Annotated in this window: 22 protein-coding genes and 1 pseudogene; all 23 read left to right on the top strand. The window is 66.8% G+C overall.

Features of this window, described 5'->3' with window-relative positions:
* Positions 1-153 precede the first annotated feature (153 nt).
* Positions 154-1,344 (top strand): elongation factor Tu, encoded by a 1,191-nt coding sequence (gene tuf, locus MRB58_RS05235; protein ID WP_244780673.1) that lies wholly within the window; start codon positions 154-156, stop codon positions 1,342-1,344.
* A gap of 467 nt (positions 1,345-1,811) precedes the next feature.
* On the top strand, positions 1,812-2,498 hold the full coding sequence (locus MRB58_RS05230; protein WP_244780672.1) for a RadC family protein: 687 nt from the start codon (positions 1,812-1,814) through the stop codon (positions 2,496-2,498).
* 430 nt (positions 2,499-2,928) lie between these two features.
* Positions 2,929-3,234, top strand: coding sequence for a 30S ribosomal protein S10 (gene rpsJ, locus MRB58_RS05225; protein WP_111343503.1), 306 nt, complete (start codon positions 2,929-2,931; stop codon positions 3,232-3,234).
* Positions 3,235-3,244: 10 nt separating this feature from the next.
* Entirely contained in the window at positions 3,245-4,054 is an 810-nt protein-coding gene (gene rplC / locus MRB58_RS05220) for a 50S ribosomal protein L3 (RefSeq protein WP_244780671.1), read from the top strand.
* Positions 4,054-4,716 carry a 50S ribosomal protein L4 gene (rplD, locus tag MRB58_RS05215; RefSeq protein WP_244781901.1) on the top strand — a complete coding sequence of 221 codons (663 nt, stop codon included), beginning with the start codon at positions 4,054-4,056 and terminating at the stop codon, positions 4,714-4,716. Before rplC ends, rplD begins: the two co-directional genes overlap by 1 nt.
* A complete protein-coding gene (locus MRB58_RS05210; protein ID WP_244780670.1) occupies positions 4,716-5,012 on the top strand; it encodes a 50S ribosomal protein L23 in 297 nt (98 codons plus the stop codon). Before rplD ends, MRB58_RS05210 begins: the two co-directional genes overlap by 1 nt.
* Positions 5,013-5,016: 4 nt before the next feature.
* Positions 5,017-5,853, top strand: coding sequence for a 50S ribosomal protein L2 (rplB, locus tag MRB58_RS05205; RefSeq protein WP_244780669.1), 837 nt, complete (start codon positions 5,017-5,019; stop codon positions 5,851-5,853).
* Positions 5,854-6,132 carry a 30S ribosomal protein S19 gene (gene rpsS / locus MRB58_RS05200; RefSeq protein ID WP_244780668.1) on the top strand — a complete coding sequence of 93 codons (279 nt, stop codon included), beginning with the start codon at positions 5,854-5,856 and terminating at the stop codon, positions 6,130-6,132.
* Entirely contained in the window at positions 6,132-6,512 is a 381-nt protein-coding gene (gene rplV, locus MRB58_RS05195; protein ID WP_244780667.1) for a 50S ribosomal protein L22, read from the top strand. The genes rpsS and rplV overlap by 1 nt, the downstream gene beginning before the upstream one ends.
* Positions 6,512-7,228, top strand: a complete 717-nt coding sequence (gene rpsC, locus MRB58_RS05190) for a 30S ribosomal protein S3 (protein WP_244780666.1) — start codon at positions 6,512-6,514, stop codon at positions 7,226-7,228. Before rplV ends, rpsC begins: the two co-directional genes overlap by 1 nt.
* A 12-nt stretch (positions 7,229-7,240) precedes the next feature.
* Complete coding sequence (rplP, locus tag MRB58_RS05185; RefSeq protein WP_244780665.1) at positions 7,241-7,654, top strand: 50S ribosomal protein L16; 414 nt, start codon at positions 7,241-7,243, stop codon at positions 7,652-7,654.
* Positions 7,655-7,675: 21 nt separating this feature from the next.
* Positions 7,676-7,888: a 50S ribosomal protein L29 gene (gene rpmC / locus MRB58_RS05180; RefSeq protein ID WP_244781900.1), complete on the top strand. Its 213-nt coding sequence runs from the start codon at positions 7,676-7,678 to the stop codon at positions 7,886-7,888.
* 8 nt (positions 7,889-7,896) lie between these two features.
* Positions 7,897-8,124, top strand: a pseudogene (gene rpsQ / locus MRB58_RS05175) (30S ribosomal protein S17); the annotation flags it as partial.
* A gap of 329 nt (positions 8,125-8,453) precedes the next feature.
* Positions 8,454-8,822: a 50S ribosomal protein L14 gene (rplN, locus tag MRB58_RS05170; RefSeq protein WP_075219895.1), complete on the top strand. Its 369-nt coding sequence runs from the start codon at positions 8,454-8,456 to the stop codon at positions 8,820-8,822.
* Positions 8,822-9,136, top strand: a complete 315-nt coding sequence (rplX, locus tag MRB58_RS05165) for a 50S ribosomal protein L24 (protein WP_244780664.1) — start codon at positions 8,822-8,824, stop codon at positions 9,134-9,136. The genes rplN and rplX overlap by 1 nt, the downstream gene beginning before the upstream one ends.
* Complete coding sequence (gene rplE / locus MRB58_RS05160) at positions 9,129-9,737, top strand: 50S ribosomal protein L5 (RefSeq protein WP_305853221.1); 609 nt, start codon at positions 9,129-9,131, stop codon at positions 9,735-9,737. The genes rplX and rplE overlap by 8 nt, the downstream gene beginning before the upstream one ends.
* A 4-nt stretch (positions 9,738-9,741) precedes the next feature.
* Entirely contained in the window at positions 9,742-10,047 is a 306-nt protein-coding gene (rpsN, locus tag MRB58_RS05155; protein WP_244780663.1) for a 30S ribosomal protein S14, read from the top strand.
* A gap of 14 nt (positions 10,048-10,061) precedes the next feature.
* A complete protein-coding gene (rpsH, locus tag MRB58_RS05150; protein WP_244780662.1) occupies positions 10,062-10,460 on the top strand; it encodes a 30S ribosomal protein S8 in 399 nt (132 codons plus the stop codon).
* A 9-nt stretch (positions 10,461-10,469) separates the two neighbouring features.
* Positions 10,470-11,006 carry a 50S ribosomal protein L6 gene (gene rplF, locus MRB58_RS05145; RefSeq protein ID WP_244780661.1) on the top strand — a complete coding sequence of 179 codons (537 nt, stop codon included), beginning with the start codon at positions 10,470-10,472 and terminating at the stop codon, positions 11,004-11,006.
* Entirely contained in the window at positions 11,003-11,365 is a 363-nt protein-coding gene (rplR, locus tag MRB58_RS05140) for a 50S ribosomal protein L18 (RefSeq protein ID WP_244780660.1), read from the top strand. The genes rplF and rplR overlap by 4 nt, the downstream gene beginning before the upstream one ends.
* Before the next feature lie 214 nt (positions 11,366-11,579).
* On the top strand, positions 11,580-12,191 hold the full coding sequence (rpsE, locus tag MRB58_RS05135) for a 30S ribosomal protein S5 (RefSeq protein WP_244780659.1): 612 nt from the start codon (positions 11,580-11,582) through the stop codon (positions 12,189-12,191).
* Complete coding sequence (gene rpmD, locus MRB58_RS05130; protein WP_244780658.1) at positions 12,184-12,414, top strand: 50S ribosomal protein L30; 231 nt, start codon at positions 12,184-12,186, stop codon at positions 12,412-12,414. Before rpsE ends, rpmD begins: the two co-directional genes overlap by 8 nt.
* Position 12,415: 1 nt before the next feature.
* Entirely contained in the window at positions 12,416-12,901 is a 486-nt protein-coding gene (gene rplO, locus MRB58_RS05125) for a 50S ribosomal protein L15 (protein WP_244780657.1), read from the top strand.
* Positions 12,902-13,112 lie beyond the last annotated feature (211 nt).

Genomic DNA, 13,112 nt, shown 5'->3' with positions numbered 1-13,112 from the left:
CGGCCGATTTAGACCCAACAAAGTCGAATTCGCGTGTTCCTGCGCGCGAAGTTCGGTGATAGACAGCGGCCTCACCCATGGTGGCCCCCGTCGTCACCGTGAGTAATGACATAGCGTCAGCCCAAAGCTTAAGAGGAATGTGGAGAATCGCCAATGGCGAAGGAGAAGTTCGAGCGTTCTAAGCCGCACCTGAACATCGGCACCATCGGTCACGTCGACCATGGCAAGACGTCGCTAACCGCGGCGATCACGAAGGTGTTGGCAGAAACGGGCGGCGCAACGTTCAAGGCTTACGATCAGATCGACGCGGCGCCCGAAGAGAAGGCCCGCGGCATCACGATCTCGACCGCGCACGTCGAGTACCAGACCGAGAACCGCCACTACGCGCACGTCGACTGCCCCGGGCACGCCGACTACGTGAAGAACATGATCACCGGTGCCGCCCAGATGGACGGTGCGATCCTGGTCGTGTCGGCGGCCGACGGCCCGATGCCGCAGACCCGTGAGCACATCCTGCTCGCGCGTCAGGTCGGCGTGCCGGCCATCGTGGTCTTCCTGAACAAGGTCGACCAGGTCGACGACGAGGAGCTCCTGGAGCTCGTCGAGCTCGAGGTTCGCGAGCTGCTGTCGTCCTACGAGTTCCCCGGCGACGATATCCCCATCGTCAAGGGTTCGGCGCTCGCCGCCCTCGAGGACTCGGACGCCAAGATCGGTCACGACGCGATCCTGGAGCTGATGCGCGAAGTCGACGCCTACATCCCGGAGCCGGATCGTCCGGTCGACGGTGCCTTCCTGATGCCGATCGAGGACGTGTTCTCGATCTCGGGTCGCGGCACCGTGGTGACGGGTCGTGTCGAGCGTGGCATCGTGAAGGTGGGCGAGACCGTCGAGATCGTCGGTATTCGCGACACCACCAGCACCACGGTGACCGGTGTCGAGATGTTCCGCAAGCTGCTCGATCAGGGCCAGGCGGGCGACAACATCGGCGCGCTGCTGCGTGGTGTCGGCCGTGAGGACGTCGAGCGCGGCCAGGTGCTGTGCAAGCCGGGCTCGGTCAAGCCGCACAAGAAGTTCAAGGCGTCGGCCTACATCCTGACCAAGGAAGAGGGCGGCCGTCACACCCCGTTCTTCACGAACTACCGTCCGCAGTTCTACTTCCGGACGACGGACGTGACGGGCGTGGTGACCCTCAACGAGGGCACCGAGATGGTGATGCCGGGCGACAACGTCGAGATTAACGTCGAGCTGATCGTGCCGATCGCGATGGAGGAGCAGCTTCGCTTCGCTATCCGCGAAGGTGGCCGCACCGTCGGCGCCGGCGTCGTGGCGACGATCGTCGAGTAAATCTGGTCCTACCGGACCGATTTGGGAAAGCGCGGCCTTCGGGCCGCGCTTTTTTTTTGTGTTGGCGCAACCGCTTGGCGGCTCGTGGCGCAAGTGACGTCCGGGTCGCGCCGGCGAGCACGGTCGCTGCGTAGCCCATGCGCGAAAAGGCGATAACAGATATGGCGCGGGCGCAGACGCACGCCGGGAGTTTTGCCTTGCGACCACGCGGGCTTTGAGGCGCAATGATGGCCGGTACAACTTAAAGGTATGGTCGCACCGTGGCGAAGGGGGAGGAATCGACGCCGCAAGCCGGCCCCGCGACCCCGCTGCGCCAAGGGCGGGCCACCAAGGGGCGCGCCGCCTGCCAGGACTGTAAGGCCGGGCGCTCACGCAAGGCGCAGCCGCCGCCGGCGGGGGGCGGGGGAAAGGGGTGCCGGCGGCGTCCCTGCGGGCCCTGCGGGTCCGGGACGCCGGCCGCGGCCTGTTTGCCGCAGGATGGGCCGGCGTGCGCGAGCGCGGCGCGGCACCTCGCGATCCAGCCGGCCGAGATCTGGGACACGGAGCTTTCCGACCAGCGTCTTCTGGAGCTTCTCCTCCTCGACACTCTCCCGCCGGGGGAGGGGGAGCCCCTGGTCTGCCGGCTGCTGGCCGAGTACGGCGACATCCAGGGCCTGCTGAGCGCGGCACCGGACCGGCTGCGCCAGCATGGCGCGCTGCGGCCCGAGGTCGTCCACCAGCTGAAGCTGGCGCAGGCGATCGGTCTGCGGCTCGGACGCATCCGCATGCAGCAGTGCCTCACCCTTGGACGATTCGACGCGGTTGTGGAGTATCTGCGCATGCGCCTGGCACGCTCACCCATCGAGCATCTCTGGGCGTTGTTCCTCAATGCCAGGTGCGGCCTGATCGCCGAGGAGGAGCACGCCCGCGGCACCATCAATCACACCCCGGCCTATCCCCGCGAGATCGTCAAGCGCGCGCTGGAGCACGGGGCGGCCGGGGTCGTTCTGGTGCACAACCACCCCTCCGGCGACGCCAAGCCATCGGCCCGCGACATCAACTTGACCTCCAAGGTGCGGGCGGCACTGGCCACGGTGGACATCCGCCTGCACGACCACATCATCATCACCGAGGGCGATGCGACGAGCCTCGCCGCGCTGGGTCACCTCGGCTGAGCGAGCGCGCCCGCCGTCAGCCCGGCCGAGGGCCGGCGGGGGCCGGGACTCGGGACTTGAGACTGCGCGCCTGGGCGCCCTATATTGGCATCGAAGGTGTTGTACGGACCATCCGGCGGGCGCCGCCGGTGGGTCGTTTCGGGGCGCCTCGGCCCGCGTCAGGCGCGCGGCCGTTATGATTCCTTCATTTTTCCCCGAAAGGGGCTAGCGTTCCGGCTCGTCTTCGATTAGGTAAGCCGTCGCTCCGGACGACGGAGCGCTAGCCAAACGAGTTTGACGAACGGCGTGTCGGTCAGCCTTGAGGAGGGCCGGACAGGCCGCTTTGTCCGTTGCGGTCCTGAAGGCCGCGGATCGTTTGTCCAGTTGCCGTTGAGTTCGTGCGGTTCTTGAGACCGCGTTGTCCGTTCAGGCGGGTGCAAGTTAGAGACCGATGAACCAAAATATTCGCATACGCCTGAAGGCGTTCGATCACCGCGTGCTCGATACGAGCACGCGAGAGATCGTACAGACGGCGCGACGTACGGGCGCGCAGGTCCGCGGCCCGGTGCCGCTGCCCACGCGCATCGAGCGCTACACCGTGAACCGTTCGCCGCACATCGATAAGAAGAGCCGCGAGCAGTTCGAGATCCGCACCCATAAGCGGCTTCTCGATATCGTCGACCCGACCCCGCAGACCGTGGACGCGCTGATGAAGCTCGACCTCGCGGCCGGCGTGGACGTCGAGATCAAGCTTTAAGAGTTCCGTCATGACCCAAGTCCAGCAGCGTTCCTCCATTGTCGCTCGGAAACTCGGCATGACGCGCGTCTATAACGACGCGGGCGAGCACGTGCCTGTCACGGTGCTTTCGCTCGACGGCTGCCAGGTCGTCGCCCATCGCACGAAGGACCGGGACGGTTACACCGCCCTCCAGCTCGGGTCGGGCAAGGCTAAGGCCAAGAATACGACGCGAGCCATGCGCGGACATTTCGCCAAGGCCAACGTCGAGCCGAAAAAGACGCTCGTCGAGTGCCGTGTTGCCGAAGACGCCTTCATCGACGTCGGCGCCGAGCTGACCGCCGACCACTTCGTCCCCGGCCAGTACGTGGACGTCACCGGCACCTCCATCGGCAAGGGCTTCGCCGGTGCCATGAAACGCCACAACTTCGGTGGTCTGCGCGCCTCGCACGGCGTGTCGATCTCCCACCGTTCGCATGGCTCGACTGGCCAGTGCCAGGACCCCGGCAAGGTGTTCAAGGGCAAGAAGATGGCCGGCCACATGGGCGGCGTTCGCGTCACGACGCAGAACCTCACCATCGTCCGGGCCGACGTCGAGCGGGGCCTCCTTCTGGTCGCCGGTGCCGTGCCGGGTGCCAAGAATTCCTGGATCATCGTCCGCGACGCCGTGAAGCGCGAGCTGCACGCCGACGCGCCGACCCCCGGTGCGTTCCGCATCCCCGAGGGTGACGGCGCTCCTGTCGCCGACGAGACCCTCAACGCCGCGCCCGTCGACGAGACGGCGCCGGTCGCCAACGACGCTCCGGTCGAGGGTGACGACACGACGAAGGGTGACGCGTGATGGACATCGAAGTCAAAACGCTCGCCGGTGCCTCCGCCGGGACCGTCAGCCTCTCCGACGAGACCTTCGGCCTCGAGCCCCGCGCGGACATTCTGCACCGCGTCGTGCGCTGGCAGCTGGCGCAGCGCCAGCAGGGCACCCACAAGACGATGACGCGGGGCGAGATCAACTCGACCGGCAAGAAGATGTATCGTCAGAAGGGCACCGGCCGCGCCCGTCACTCCGACAAGAAGGCGCCGCAGTTCCGCGGCGGCTCCAAGGCACACGGCCCGAAGCCGCGCAGCCACGCGATCGAGCTGCAGAAGAAGGTCCGCCTGCTGGGCCTGAAGCATGCGCTGTCCGCGAAGGCGAAGGCCAACGGGCTGATCGTCATCGAGGACGCCAAGATCGAGGCCATCAAGACCAAGGCGCTGCGCGAGCAGTTCGCCGGTCTGGGCGTGGGCAACGCGCTGATCATCGACAACGTGGTCGACGCGGGCTTCGCCAAGGCGGCGCGCAACATCCCGATGGTGGACGTGCTGCCGGTCGCCGGCCTCAACGTGTACGACATCATGCGTCGCGACACGCTGGTCCTGACCCGCGCCGCGCTCGACGGGATCGAGGCGCGCTTCGCCGGCAAGACCGCCGCCGTGGCCGAGACTCCGGCTGAGGGGGCGAACTGATGGCCATCGCACTGAAGAACTACGACGTCATCGTCTCCCCGGTGATCACCGAGAAGTCGACCGAGGCGTCGGAGCACAACCAGGTCGTCTTCCGCGTGGCCAAGACCGCGTCGAAGCCGGAGATCAAGGAGGCCGTCGAGGCGCTCTTCTCCGTGAAGGTGACCGCAGTCAACACGCTGGTCCGCAAGGGCAAGCTGAAGCGCTTCCGCGGCATCAAGGGCCGTCAGTCGGACGTCAAGCACGCCGTCGTGACGCTCGCCGAGGGTCAGCACATCGACGTGACGACGGGGCTCTGAACCAATGGCACTGAAGACATTCAATCCGACGTCGCCGGGCCAGCGTCAGCTCGTCATCGTCAAGCGGGACGGGCTCTACAAGGGCAAGCCGGTCAAGACCCTGACCGAGGGCCTGACGAAGTCCGGTGGCCGCAACAACAACGGCCGCAAGACCGCCCGTCACCGTGGTGGCGGACACAAGCGCACCTACCGCATGGTCGACTTCAAGCGCCGCTCGAAGTGGAACATGCCGGCGACCGTCGAGCGGCTCGAGTACGATCCGAACCGCACCGCGTTCATCGCGCTGATCAAGTACATGGACGGCGACCTCTCCTACATCCTGGCGCCGCAGCGCCTGGCGGAGGGGGACCAGGTGATCGCGGGCGACAAGGTCGACGTGAAGCCCGGCAACGCGATGCCGCTGTCGGCCATGCCCGTCGGCACCATCATCCACAATGTGGAGATGAAGCCGATGAAGGGTGGGCAGATCGCGCGCTCGGCCGGCACCTACGCGCAGCTCGTCGGCCGTGACGGCCCGTGGGCGATCCTTCGCCTGCAGTCGGGTGAACAGCGCCTCGTCTCGGGGGCGTGCATCGCCTCGGTGGGCGCGGTGTCGAACCCGGACCACGGCAACATCAACCTGTCGAAGGCGGGCCGCTCGCGCTGGCTCGGCATCCGGCCGCAGACCCGCGGTGTCGCGATGAACCCGTTCGACCATCCGCACGGCGGTGGTGAAGGTCGCACCTCTGGTGGCCGTCACCCGGTGACCCCTTGGGGCCAGCCGACGAAGGGCAAGCGCACCCGTTCCAACAAGTCGACGGACAAGTACATCGTCCGCTCGCGCCACGCACGGAAGAAGTAAATGACTCGCTCGGTTTGGAAAGGTCCGTTCGTCGACGGATACCTTCTGAAGAAGGCGGAGAAGGTCCGCGAGGGCGGTCGTAACGAGGTCATTAAGATCTGGTCGCGGCGCTCGACCATTCTCCCTCACTTCGTGGGGCTGACGTTCGGCGTTTATAATGGTCAGAAGCACGTGCCGGTGACCGTGTCGGAAGACATGGTCGGTCACAAGTTCGGCGAGTTCTCGCCGACCCGGACCTACTACGGCCACGGCGCGGACAAGAAGGCGAGGCGCAAATAATGGGTAAGGCCAAGGCTCCCCGCGCGCTCGCCGACAACGAGGCCCGTGCGGTCAACAAGATGATCCGCATCTCGCCGCAGAAGCTGAACCTGGTCGCGGCGCTGATCCGCGGCAAGAAGGTGTCCACGGCGCTCGCCGAACTCGAGTTTTCGCGCAAGCGCATCTCGGGCGAGGTGAAGAAGACCCTCGAGTCCGCCATCGCGAACGCCGAGAACAACCACGACCTTGACGTCGACTCGCTCGTCGTCAAGGAGGCCTTCGTCGGCAAGGCGCTCGTCATGAAGCGCTTCTCGCCGCGTGGCCGCGGTCGTGTGGGTTCGATCCAGAAGCCGTTTTCGCACCTCACGATCGTGGTGCGTGAAGTCGAGGAGGCCGCCTGATGGGTCACAAAGTTTCCCCCGTCGGGCTGCGGCTCGGCATCAATCGCACCTGGGACTCGCGGTGGTACGCCGAGGGCGGCGAGTACGGTAAGCTGCTGCACGAGGATCTCGCGATCCGTGCGATGCTGATGAAGCACCTCAAGCAGGCCGCCGTCTCGAAGATCGTCATCGAGCGCCCGCACAAGAAGTGCCGCGTCACGATCCATTCGGCTCGTCCGGGGGTTGTGATCGGCAAGAAGGGTGCCGATATCGACAAGCTGCGCAAGCGCGTGGCGGCGATGACGGACTCCGAGGTCCACATCAACATCGTCGAGGTCCGCAAGCCGGAGATCGACGCGACGCTGGTGGCCGCCTCGATCGCGCAGCAGCTGGAGCGCCGCATCGCGTTCCGCCGCGCCATGAAGCGCGCCGTTCAGACGGCGATGCGCATGGGCGCCGGTGGCATCCGCATCAACTGCGGCGGTCGTCTGGGCGGCGCGGAGATCGCGCGCACCGAGTGGTACCGCGAGGGCCGTGTGCCGCTGCACACCCTGCGCGCCGACATCGACTACGGCACGGCCGAGGCGAAGACGGCGTACGGGATCTGCGGCGTCAAGGTTTGGATCTTCAAGGGCGAGATCCTGGAGCATGACCCGATGGCGTCGGAGCGTCGCGCCACCGAGGCCTCGAACCAGGGCTCGTCGGGCCGCCGTTCCGGCGGTCGCGACCGCGACTAAGAGGGCCGATCAATGTTGCAGCCGAAGCGGACCAAGTTCCGCAAACAGCACAAGGGCCGCATCCACGGCGAGGCGAAGGGCGGGTACGACCTGAACTTCGGCTCCTTCGGCCTGAAGGCGCTCGAGCCGGAGCGGGTCACCGCGCGGCAGATCGAGGCCGCCCGTCGTGCCATGACGCGTCACATGAAGCGTCAGGGCCGCGTCTGGATCCGTCTGTTCCCGGACGTACCGGTGTCGAAGAAGCCGACCGAAGTGCGTATGGGTAAGGGCAAGGGCTCGGTCGAGTATTGGGCCGCCCGCGTCCACCCGGGTCGGATCATGTTCGAGGTCGACGGGGTGTCCGAGGAGATCGCCCGTGAGGCGTTCCGTCTCGCCGGCGCCAAGCTGCCGATCAAGACGAAGTTCGTCACGCGGGTTCCGGAGTAGACCATGGCCGACAACAAGATGATGAAGGCCGAGGACGTCCGCGCCAAGACGGCGGACGAACTGGTCGATACGCTGCGGGACCTCAAGAAGGAGCAGTTCAACCTGCGCTTCCAGCGGGCCACCGGGCAGCTCGAGAATACGGCCCGCTCGCGGGTCATTCGCCGCGACATCGCGCGGATCAAGACTGTTTTGGGCCAGCGCCGCCGCGAGGCTGCGGCCGCTACGGCCGAGTGAGGGATTAGATGCCGAAGCGTCAACTCGAAGGCATCGTCGCCTCGGCGAAGGGCAACAAGACGATCGTTGTCTCCGTCGAGCGTCGATTTGCCCATCCGCTGCTGAAGAAGACCGTGCGCCGGTCGAAGAAGTACCACGCGCACGACGAGTCGAACCGCTACAACGCCGGCGACCGGGTCCGCATCGAAGAGTGCCGCCCGATCTCCAAGACCAAGTCGTGGACGGTGATCGGTGCGCTGACGCCGGCGGGCGAGCTCATCGCGGCCGACGCGGCGGCGCAGGCGGCGGCGGCCGACGCGGTGGCGCACGGCGCCTCTGCCGAGGAAGCCGAGCGCGCGGCGCAGGACGCGGCGAGCCACGCGGGCGACCAGCCGGCCTGACGCCGGCGGCCGCGCTGCCTCGCAGTGCTGGAACGCGACCGCGTGGGCGGTCACCGGGGTCGCCTGTCCGTGGCGGCCCATTTCGTTGAGGGGGCGACCCCTTCTCGTCGAAAGGTCAGTCCTTTCATATCGTCGGGGCGTTTCGCCCCTGGTCTGGGGCCAAGGCCCCGTGGAGAAGCTGAACCATGATTCAGATGCAAACTAACCTCGCCGTCGCCGACAATAGCGGTGCTCGCCGGGTCATGTGCATCAAGGTGCTCGGCGGCTCGAAGCGCAAGTACGCCTCCGTGGGCGACATCATCGTGGTGTCGATCAAGGAAGCGTCGCCGCGCGGCCGTGTGAAGAAGGGCGATGTGGCGAAAGCCGTCGTCGTCCGCACCGCGAAGGACATCAAGCGCGCGGACGGTTCCGTGATCCGGTTCGACGGCAACGCCGCCGTGCTGGTGAACAACAACAAGGAGCCGATCGGCACTCGCATCTTCGGCCCCGTGCCGCGCGAGCTGCGGCAGTCCGGGCACATGAAGGTGATCTCGCTCGCACCGGAGGTGTTGTAATGGCCGCGAAGATCAAGAAGGGCGACCGCGTCGTCGTTCTCGCCGGCCGCGACAAGGGCAAGTCCGGCGAAGTCCTGTCCGTCGACCCGAAGAAGGGCCGCGCGACGGTAGCGGGCGTCAACACGCAGATGCGCCACACCAAGCAGAGCGCCCAGTCCGAGGGGGGCATCGTGCCGAAGGCGGGTCCGATCGACCTGTCCAACATCGCGCTCGAGGATCCCAAGGACGGCAAGCCGACCCGCGTCGGTTTCCGCTTCGAGGACGGCAAGAAGGTTCGGTTCGCGAAGCGTTCCGGGGAGCTGATCGATGACTGATACGATGAACGCATCGGAAGCCGAGACGGGTCTGCCCGAGGGCTACGAGCCGCGCTTCCTCAAGCTGTACCGCGAGACGGTCGTCCCGGGCATGCGCGAGAAGTTCAACTACGCCAACCAGATGATGGTCCCGCGCGTCGACAAGGTCGTCCTGAACATGGGCGTCGGCGAGGCGACGGCGGATTCGCGCAAGGTGCAGTCGGCGCTGAAGGATCTGGCGCTGATCGCCGGCCAGCAGCCGGTCGTCACCCGCGCCAAGAACTCGATCGCGGGCTTCAAGGTTCGCGAGAACATGCCGCTCGGCTGCAAGGTCACCCTGCGCCGGCAGAAAATGTACGAGTTCCTGGATCGCTTCGTCACCATCGCGCTTCCGCGCGTGAAGGATTTCCGGGGCCTGAACCCGAAGTCGTTCGACGGCCGCGGCAACTTCGCTTGCGGGATGAAGGAGCATCTGGTGTTCCCCGAGATCATCTACGACAAGGTGGATCAGGTCTGGGGCATGGACATCATCGTGGCGACGACGGCCAAGACGGACGAGGAAGCGCGCGAGTTGCTGCGTCTCTTCAACTTCCCGTTCCGTGACCAGGCGCAGAAGGCTTAAAGAGATGGCCAAAAAGGGCAAGATCGAGAACAACCAGAAGCGCGCGAAGCTGGTCGGGCAGTATGCCGCCAAGCGCGAGGCGCTTCGGGAGATCATCAAGAACCAGGAGCTCCCGATGGAGGAGCGCTTCGCAGCAACGCTGAAGCTCGCCGAGCTGCCGCGCAACTCCGCCGCGAACCGGGTGAAGAACCGCTGCGAGGTCACGGGTCGTCCGAAGGCCTACTATCGCAAGCTGCGGATGAGCCGTATCGCCCTGCGCGAGCTGGGGTCTGACGGTAAGATCCCCGGTCTTGTGAAGTCGAGCTGGTAAGGGGAGGCAGACACATGAACCTGACCGATCCTCTCGGCGACATGCTGACCCGGATCCGCAATGCGCAGATCCGCAAGCGGACCAAGGTGTCCACGCCCGGCTCGAAGCTTCGCACGAACGTGCTCGAGGTGCTGAAGTCGGAGGGCTACATCCGTGGCTACTCCGTCAACACCCTGGAGAACGGCCGCTCGGAGATCGACATCGAGCTGAAGTACTACGACGGCCTGCCGGTGATTAAGGAGATCAAGCGTGTCTCCAAGCCGGGCCGCCGGGTCTACTCGTCGGTGACGACGCTGCCGCGTGTGCGCGACGGCCTCGGCATTTCCATTCTGTCGACGTCCAAGGGCGTCATGTCCGAGCACGCCGCGCGCGACGCCAATGTCGGCGGCGAAGTGCTCTGCCAGGTCTTCTAAGGGGGCATCATGAGCCGAATTGGTAAGCTCGCGATCGCCATTCCCCAGGGGGTTTCGGCGACGATCGACGGACAGACGGTCTCCGTGAAGGGGCCGAAGGGTACGCTGGAATTCACCGTGCCGGACCGCGTCGCGGTCAAGACGCTCGAGGATGGGTCGATCAAGGTCGACCCGGTGGACGAGGAGCAGAAGTCCCGCGCCATGTGGGGCCTCTCGCGCACGATGATCCAGAACCTCGTGACCGGCGTCACCAACGGGTTCCAGAAGGACCTGCAGATCAACGGCGTCGGCTACCGTGCCGCCGTCCAGGGCAAGACGCTGGAGCTGTCGCTCGGCTTCTCGCACCCGGTGAAGTACGCGATCCCCGAGGGGATCGATATCAAGTGCCCGAAGCCGACCGAGATTACGGTGTCGGGCATCGACAAGCAGCGCGTCGGCCAGGTGGCCGCGGAGATCCGCAAATGGCGTCCGCCGGAGCCCTATAAGGGCAAGGGCGTGAAGTACGCGGACGAGACCATCGTCCGCAAGGAAGGGAAGAAGAAGTGAGCCGGGAACGCATTCGCTCCGAGCGGCGCGTCGCCAGAGTTCGCCGCGCCCTCAAGAAGGCGGCGGGCGGTCGTCCGCGCCTGTCCGTGCATCGCTCGTCGAAGCACATCTACTGCCAGATCATCGACGATGCGGCCGGCAACACCGTTGCTTCGGCCTCCTCGCTCGAGAAGGCACTGCGCGACGAACTCAAGACCGGTGCCGATACCGCCGCTGCGGCGCGTGTCGGTGCGCTGATCGCCGAGCGTGCCAAGGCCGCCGGCGTCGACAAGGTCGTGTTCGACCGTGGTGGCCGGCTCTACCACGGGCGCCTGAAGGCGCTCGCCGATGCGGCCCGCGAGGGCGGTCTCGAATTCTAAGGCGGACCGGCGCGGCGTTTGCCCGCGCCGCGCATTGATCAGGCCCGTCCGGGCGCCCTTGCGACGGGTGCGCGGCCGGGCTTCCCCCGTTGCGGAATGAGCCGCCGGGGCGACGCTTCCTTCCCCCACCGCGTCCGGAGGGGAGGGGCGCATCGAATTGGCAATCTGAAGCCGGAACGCGGGTTCGCCCGAACGGCCGGCCCAGGAGCATGAGATGGCTGACGATAACAGAAGAGGCGGTCGCCGGCGCGACCGTGACGACGAAGACAACGAGTTCGTCGACAAGCTGGTTCACATCAACCGTGTGGCCAAGGTCGTGAAGGGTGGTCGGCGCTTCGGCTTCGCCGCGCTCGTCGTCGTGGGCGACACGAAGGGTCGTGTCGGCTTCGGCCACGGCAAGGCGCGTGAGGTGCCGGAGGCGATCCGCAAGGCGACCGAGAGCGCCAAGCGCACGCTGATCCGCGTGCCGCTGCGCGAGGGCCGCACGCTGCACCACGACGTGTCCGGTCGCTGGGGCGCCGGCAAGGTGTTCCTGCGTGCGGCTCCGGCCGGTACCGGCATCATCGCCGGCGGCCCGATGCGCGCCGTGTTCGAGACCCTGGGCGTGCACGACATCGTCGCCAAGTCGCTGGGCTCGTCGAACCCGTACAACATGATCCGTGCGACCTTCGAGGCGCTGAAGGATCAGGATTCCCCGCGTGCCGTGGCCGCCCGTCGTGGGCTCAAGGTGTCCGCGCTGCAGGCCCGCCGCCGCGACGCCGAGCACGACGCTGCCGTCGAAACCCCGGCCGAGGGCGAAGAGGTCGTGGAGATGACCCATGCCTGACGTTCGCGTGACGAAGGGGGCGGAAGCCGCGGAGGCGGCCGGCCGTCCGACCGTGACGGTGGAGCAGATCGGCTCGCCGATCCGCCGTCCGGCCGAGCAGCGCCAGACCCTCAAGGGTCTCGGCCTGAACAAGATGCACCGTCGCCGCACGCTGGAGGACACTCCCGCGGTGCGCGGCATGATCGCCAAGGTGGCTCACCTTGTGCGGGTCGTGGAGGCTTGACATGAAGCTCAACGAACTGCGCGACAATCCGGGCGCCACGAAGGCCCGCAAGCGCGTCGGCCGTGGTATCGGCTCCGGCACCGGCAAGACCGGCGGCCGCGGCGTGAAGGGGCAGAAGTCCCGCTCGGGCGTGGCCATCAAGGGCTTCGAGGGCGGGCAGATGCCGCTCCACATGCGCCTGCCGAAGCGTGGCTTCAACAACATCTTCCGCGCTGACTACAACATCATCGCGGTCGGCAAGCTGCAGGCCGCCGTGGACGCCGGCCGCGTGGACCCCTCGCAGCCGGTGACGGCCGAGTCCCTCGCGGCGACCGGCATTCTGCGCCGCGCCAAGGACGGCGTGCGCATTCTGGGCGACGGCGAACTGACCACGGCGTTGACCCTCAAGGTCGCCGGCGTGTCGAAGTCCGCTCGCGAGGCGGTCGAGAAGGCCGGCGGCACCATCGAGGTGCTGGCCCCGAAGAAGACCGAGACGACCGAGGCCTGATCGTCGGGCCGATGTCGTGACGACGCGAAAGCGCCCCGTCAGCGGGGCGCTTTTTGCGTTGGGGCTCCACAGAGTGTGCGGGCCGTGCCGCGACGCCGGGCGAAAGCGGGCACCGTGGGCCCACGCCGCGCGATGCCGGGCCGCGCCGTCCACCGGCCGCGTTCCCCCTGGGCCGCTCTGTTCCCGTCGGGGCCGCGGCCGTACGGCCCGG

The organism is Acuticoccus sp. I52.16.1 (assembly GCF_022865125.1).
Classification (GTDB): domain Bacteria; phylum Pseudomonadota; class Alphaproteobacteria; order Rhizobiales; family Amorphaceae; genus Acuticoccus.
This window is presented reverse-complemented; position numbering and strand designations above follow the sequence as displayed.

Coding starts and splice junctions, on each gene's coding strand:
- rpsH (WP_244780662.1), top strand. CDS start 10,062: ATGAACCTGACCGATCCTCTCGGCGACATGCTGACCCGGATCCGCAAT.
- rplB (WP_244780669.1), top strand. CDS start 5,017: ATGGCACTGAAGACATTCAATCCGACGTCGCCGGGCCAGCGTCAGCTC.
- rplC (WP_244780671.1), top strand. CDS start 3,245: ATGACCCAAGTCCAGCAGCGTTCCTCCATTGTCGCTCGGAAACTCGGC.
- rplE (WP_305853221.1), top strand. CDS start 9,129: ATGACTGATACGATGAACGCATCGGAAGCCGAGACGGGTCTGCCCGAG.
- rplP (WP_244780665.1), top strand. CDS start 7,241: ATGTTGCAGCCGAAGCGGACCAAGTTCCGCAAACAGCACAAGGGCCGC.
- rpsE (WP_244780659.1), top strand. CDS start 11,580: ATGGCTGACGATAACAGAAGAGGCGGTCGCCGGCGCGACCGTGACGAC.
- rplD (WP_244781901.1), top strand. CDS start 4,054: ATGGACATCGAAGTCAAAACGCTCGCCGGTGCCTCCGCCGGGACCGTC.
- rpmD (WP_244780658.1), top strand. CDS start 12,184: ATGCCTGACGTTCGCGTGACGAAGGGGGCGGAAGCCGCGGAGGCGGCC.
- rplX (WP_244780664.1), top strand. CDS start 8,822: ATGGCCGCGAAGATCAAGAAGGGCGACCGCGTCGTCGTTCTCGCCGGC.
- rplN (WP_075219895.1), top strand. CDS start 8,454: ATGATTCAGATGCAAACTAACCTCGCCGTCGCCGACAATAGCGGTGCT.
- MRB58_RS05210 (WP_244780670.1), top strand. CDS start 4,716: ATGGCCATCGCACTGAAGAACTACGACGTCATCGTCTCCCCGGTGATC.
- tuf (WP_244780673.1), top strand. CDS start 154: ATGGCGAAGGAGAAGTTCGAGCGTTCTAAGCCGCACCTGAACATCGGC.
- rplF (WP_244780661.1), top strand. CDS start 10,470: ATGAGCCGAATTGGTAAGCTCGCGATCGCCATTCCCCAGGGGGTTTCG.
- rplV (WP_244780667.1), top strand. CDS start 6,132: ATGGGTAAGGCCAAGGCTCCCCGCGCGCTCGCCGACAACGAGGCCCGT.
- rplO (WP_244780657.1), top strand. CDS start 12,416: ATGAAGCTCAACGAACTGCGCGACAATCCGGGCGCCACGAAGGCCCGC.
- rpmC (WP_244781900.1), top strand. CDS start 7,676: ATGAAGGCCGAGGACGTCCGCGCCAAGACGGCGGACGAACTGGTCGAT.
- rpsJ (WP_111343503.1), top strand. CDS start 2,929: ATGAACCAAAATATTCGCATACGCCTGAAGGCGTTCGATCACCGCGTG.
- rpsN (WP_244780663.1), top strand. CDS start 9,742: ATGGCCAAAAAGGGCAAGATCGAGAACAACCAGAAGCGCGCGAAGCTG.
- rpsS (WP_244780668.1), top strand. CDS start 5,854: ATGACTCGCTCGGTTTGGAAAGGTCCGTTCGTCGACGGATACCTTCTG.
- rpsC (WP_244780666.1), top strand. CDS start 6,512: ATGGGTCACAAAGTTTCCCCCGTCGGGCTGCGGCTCGGCATCAATCGC.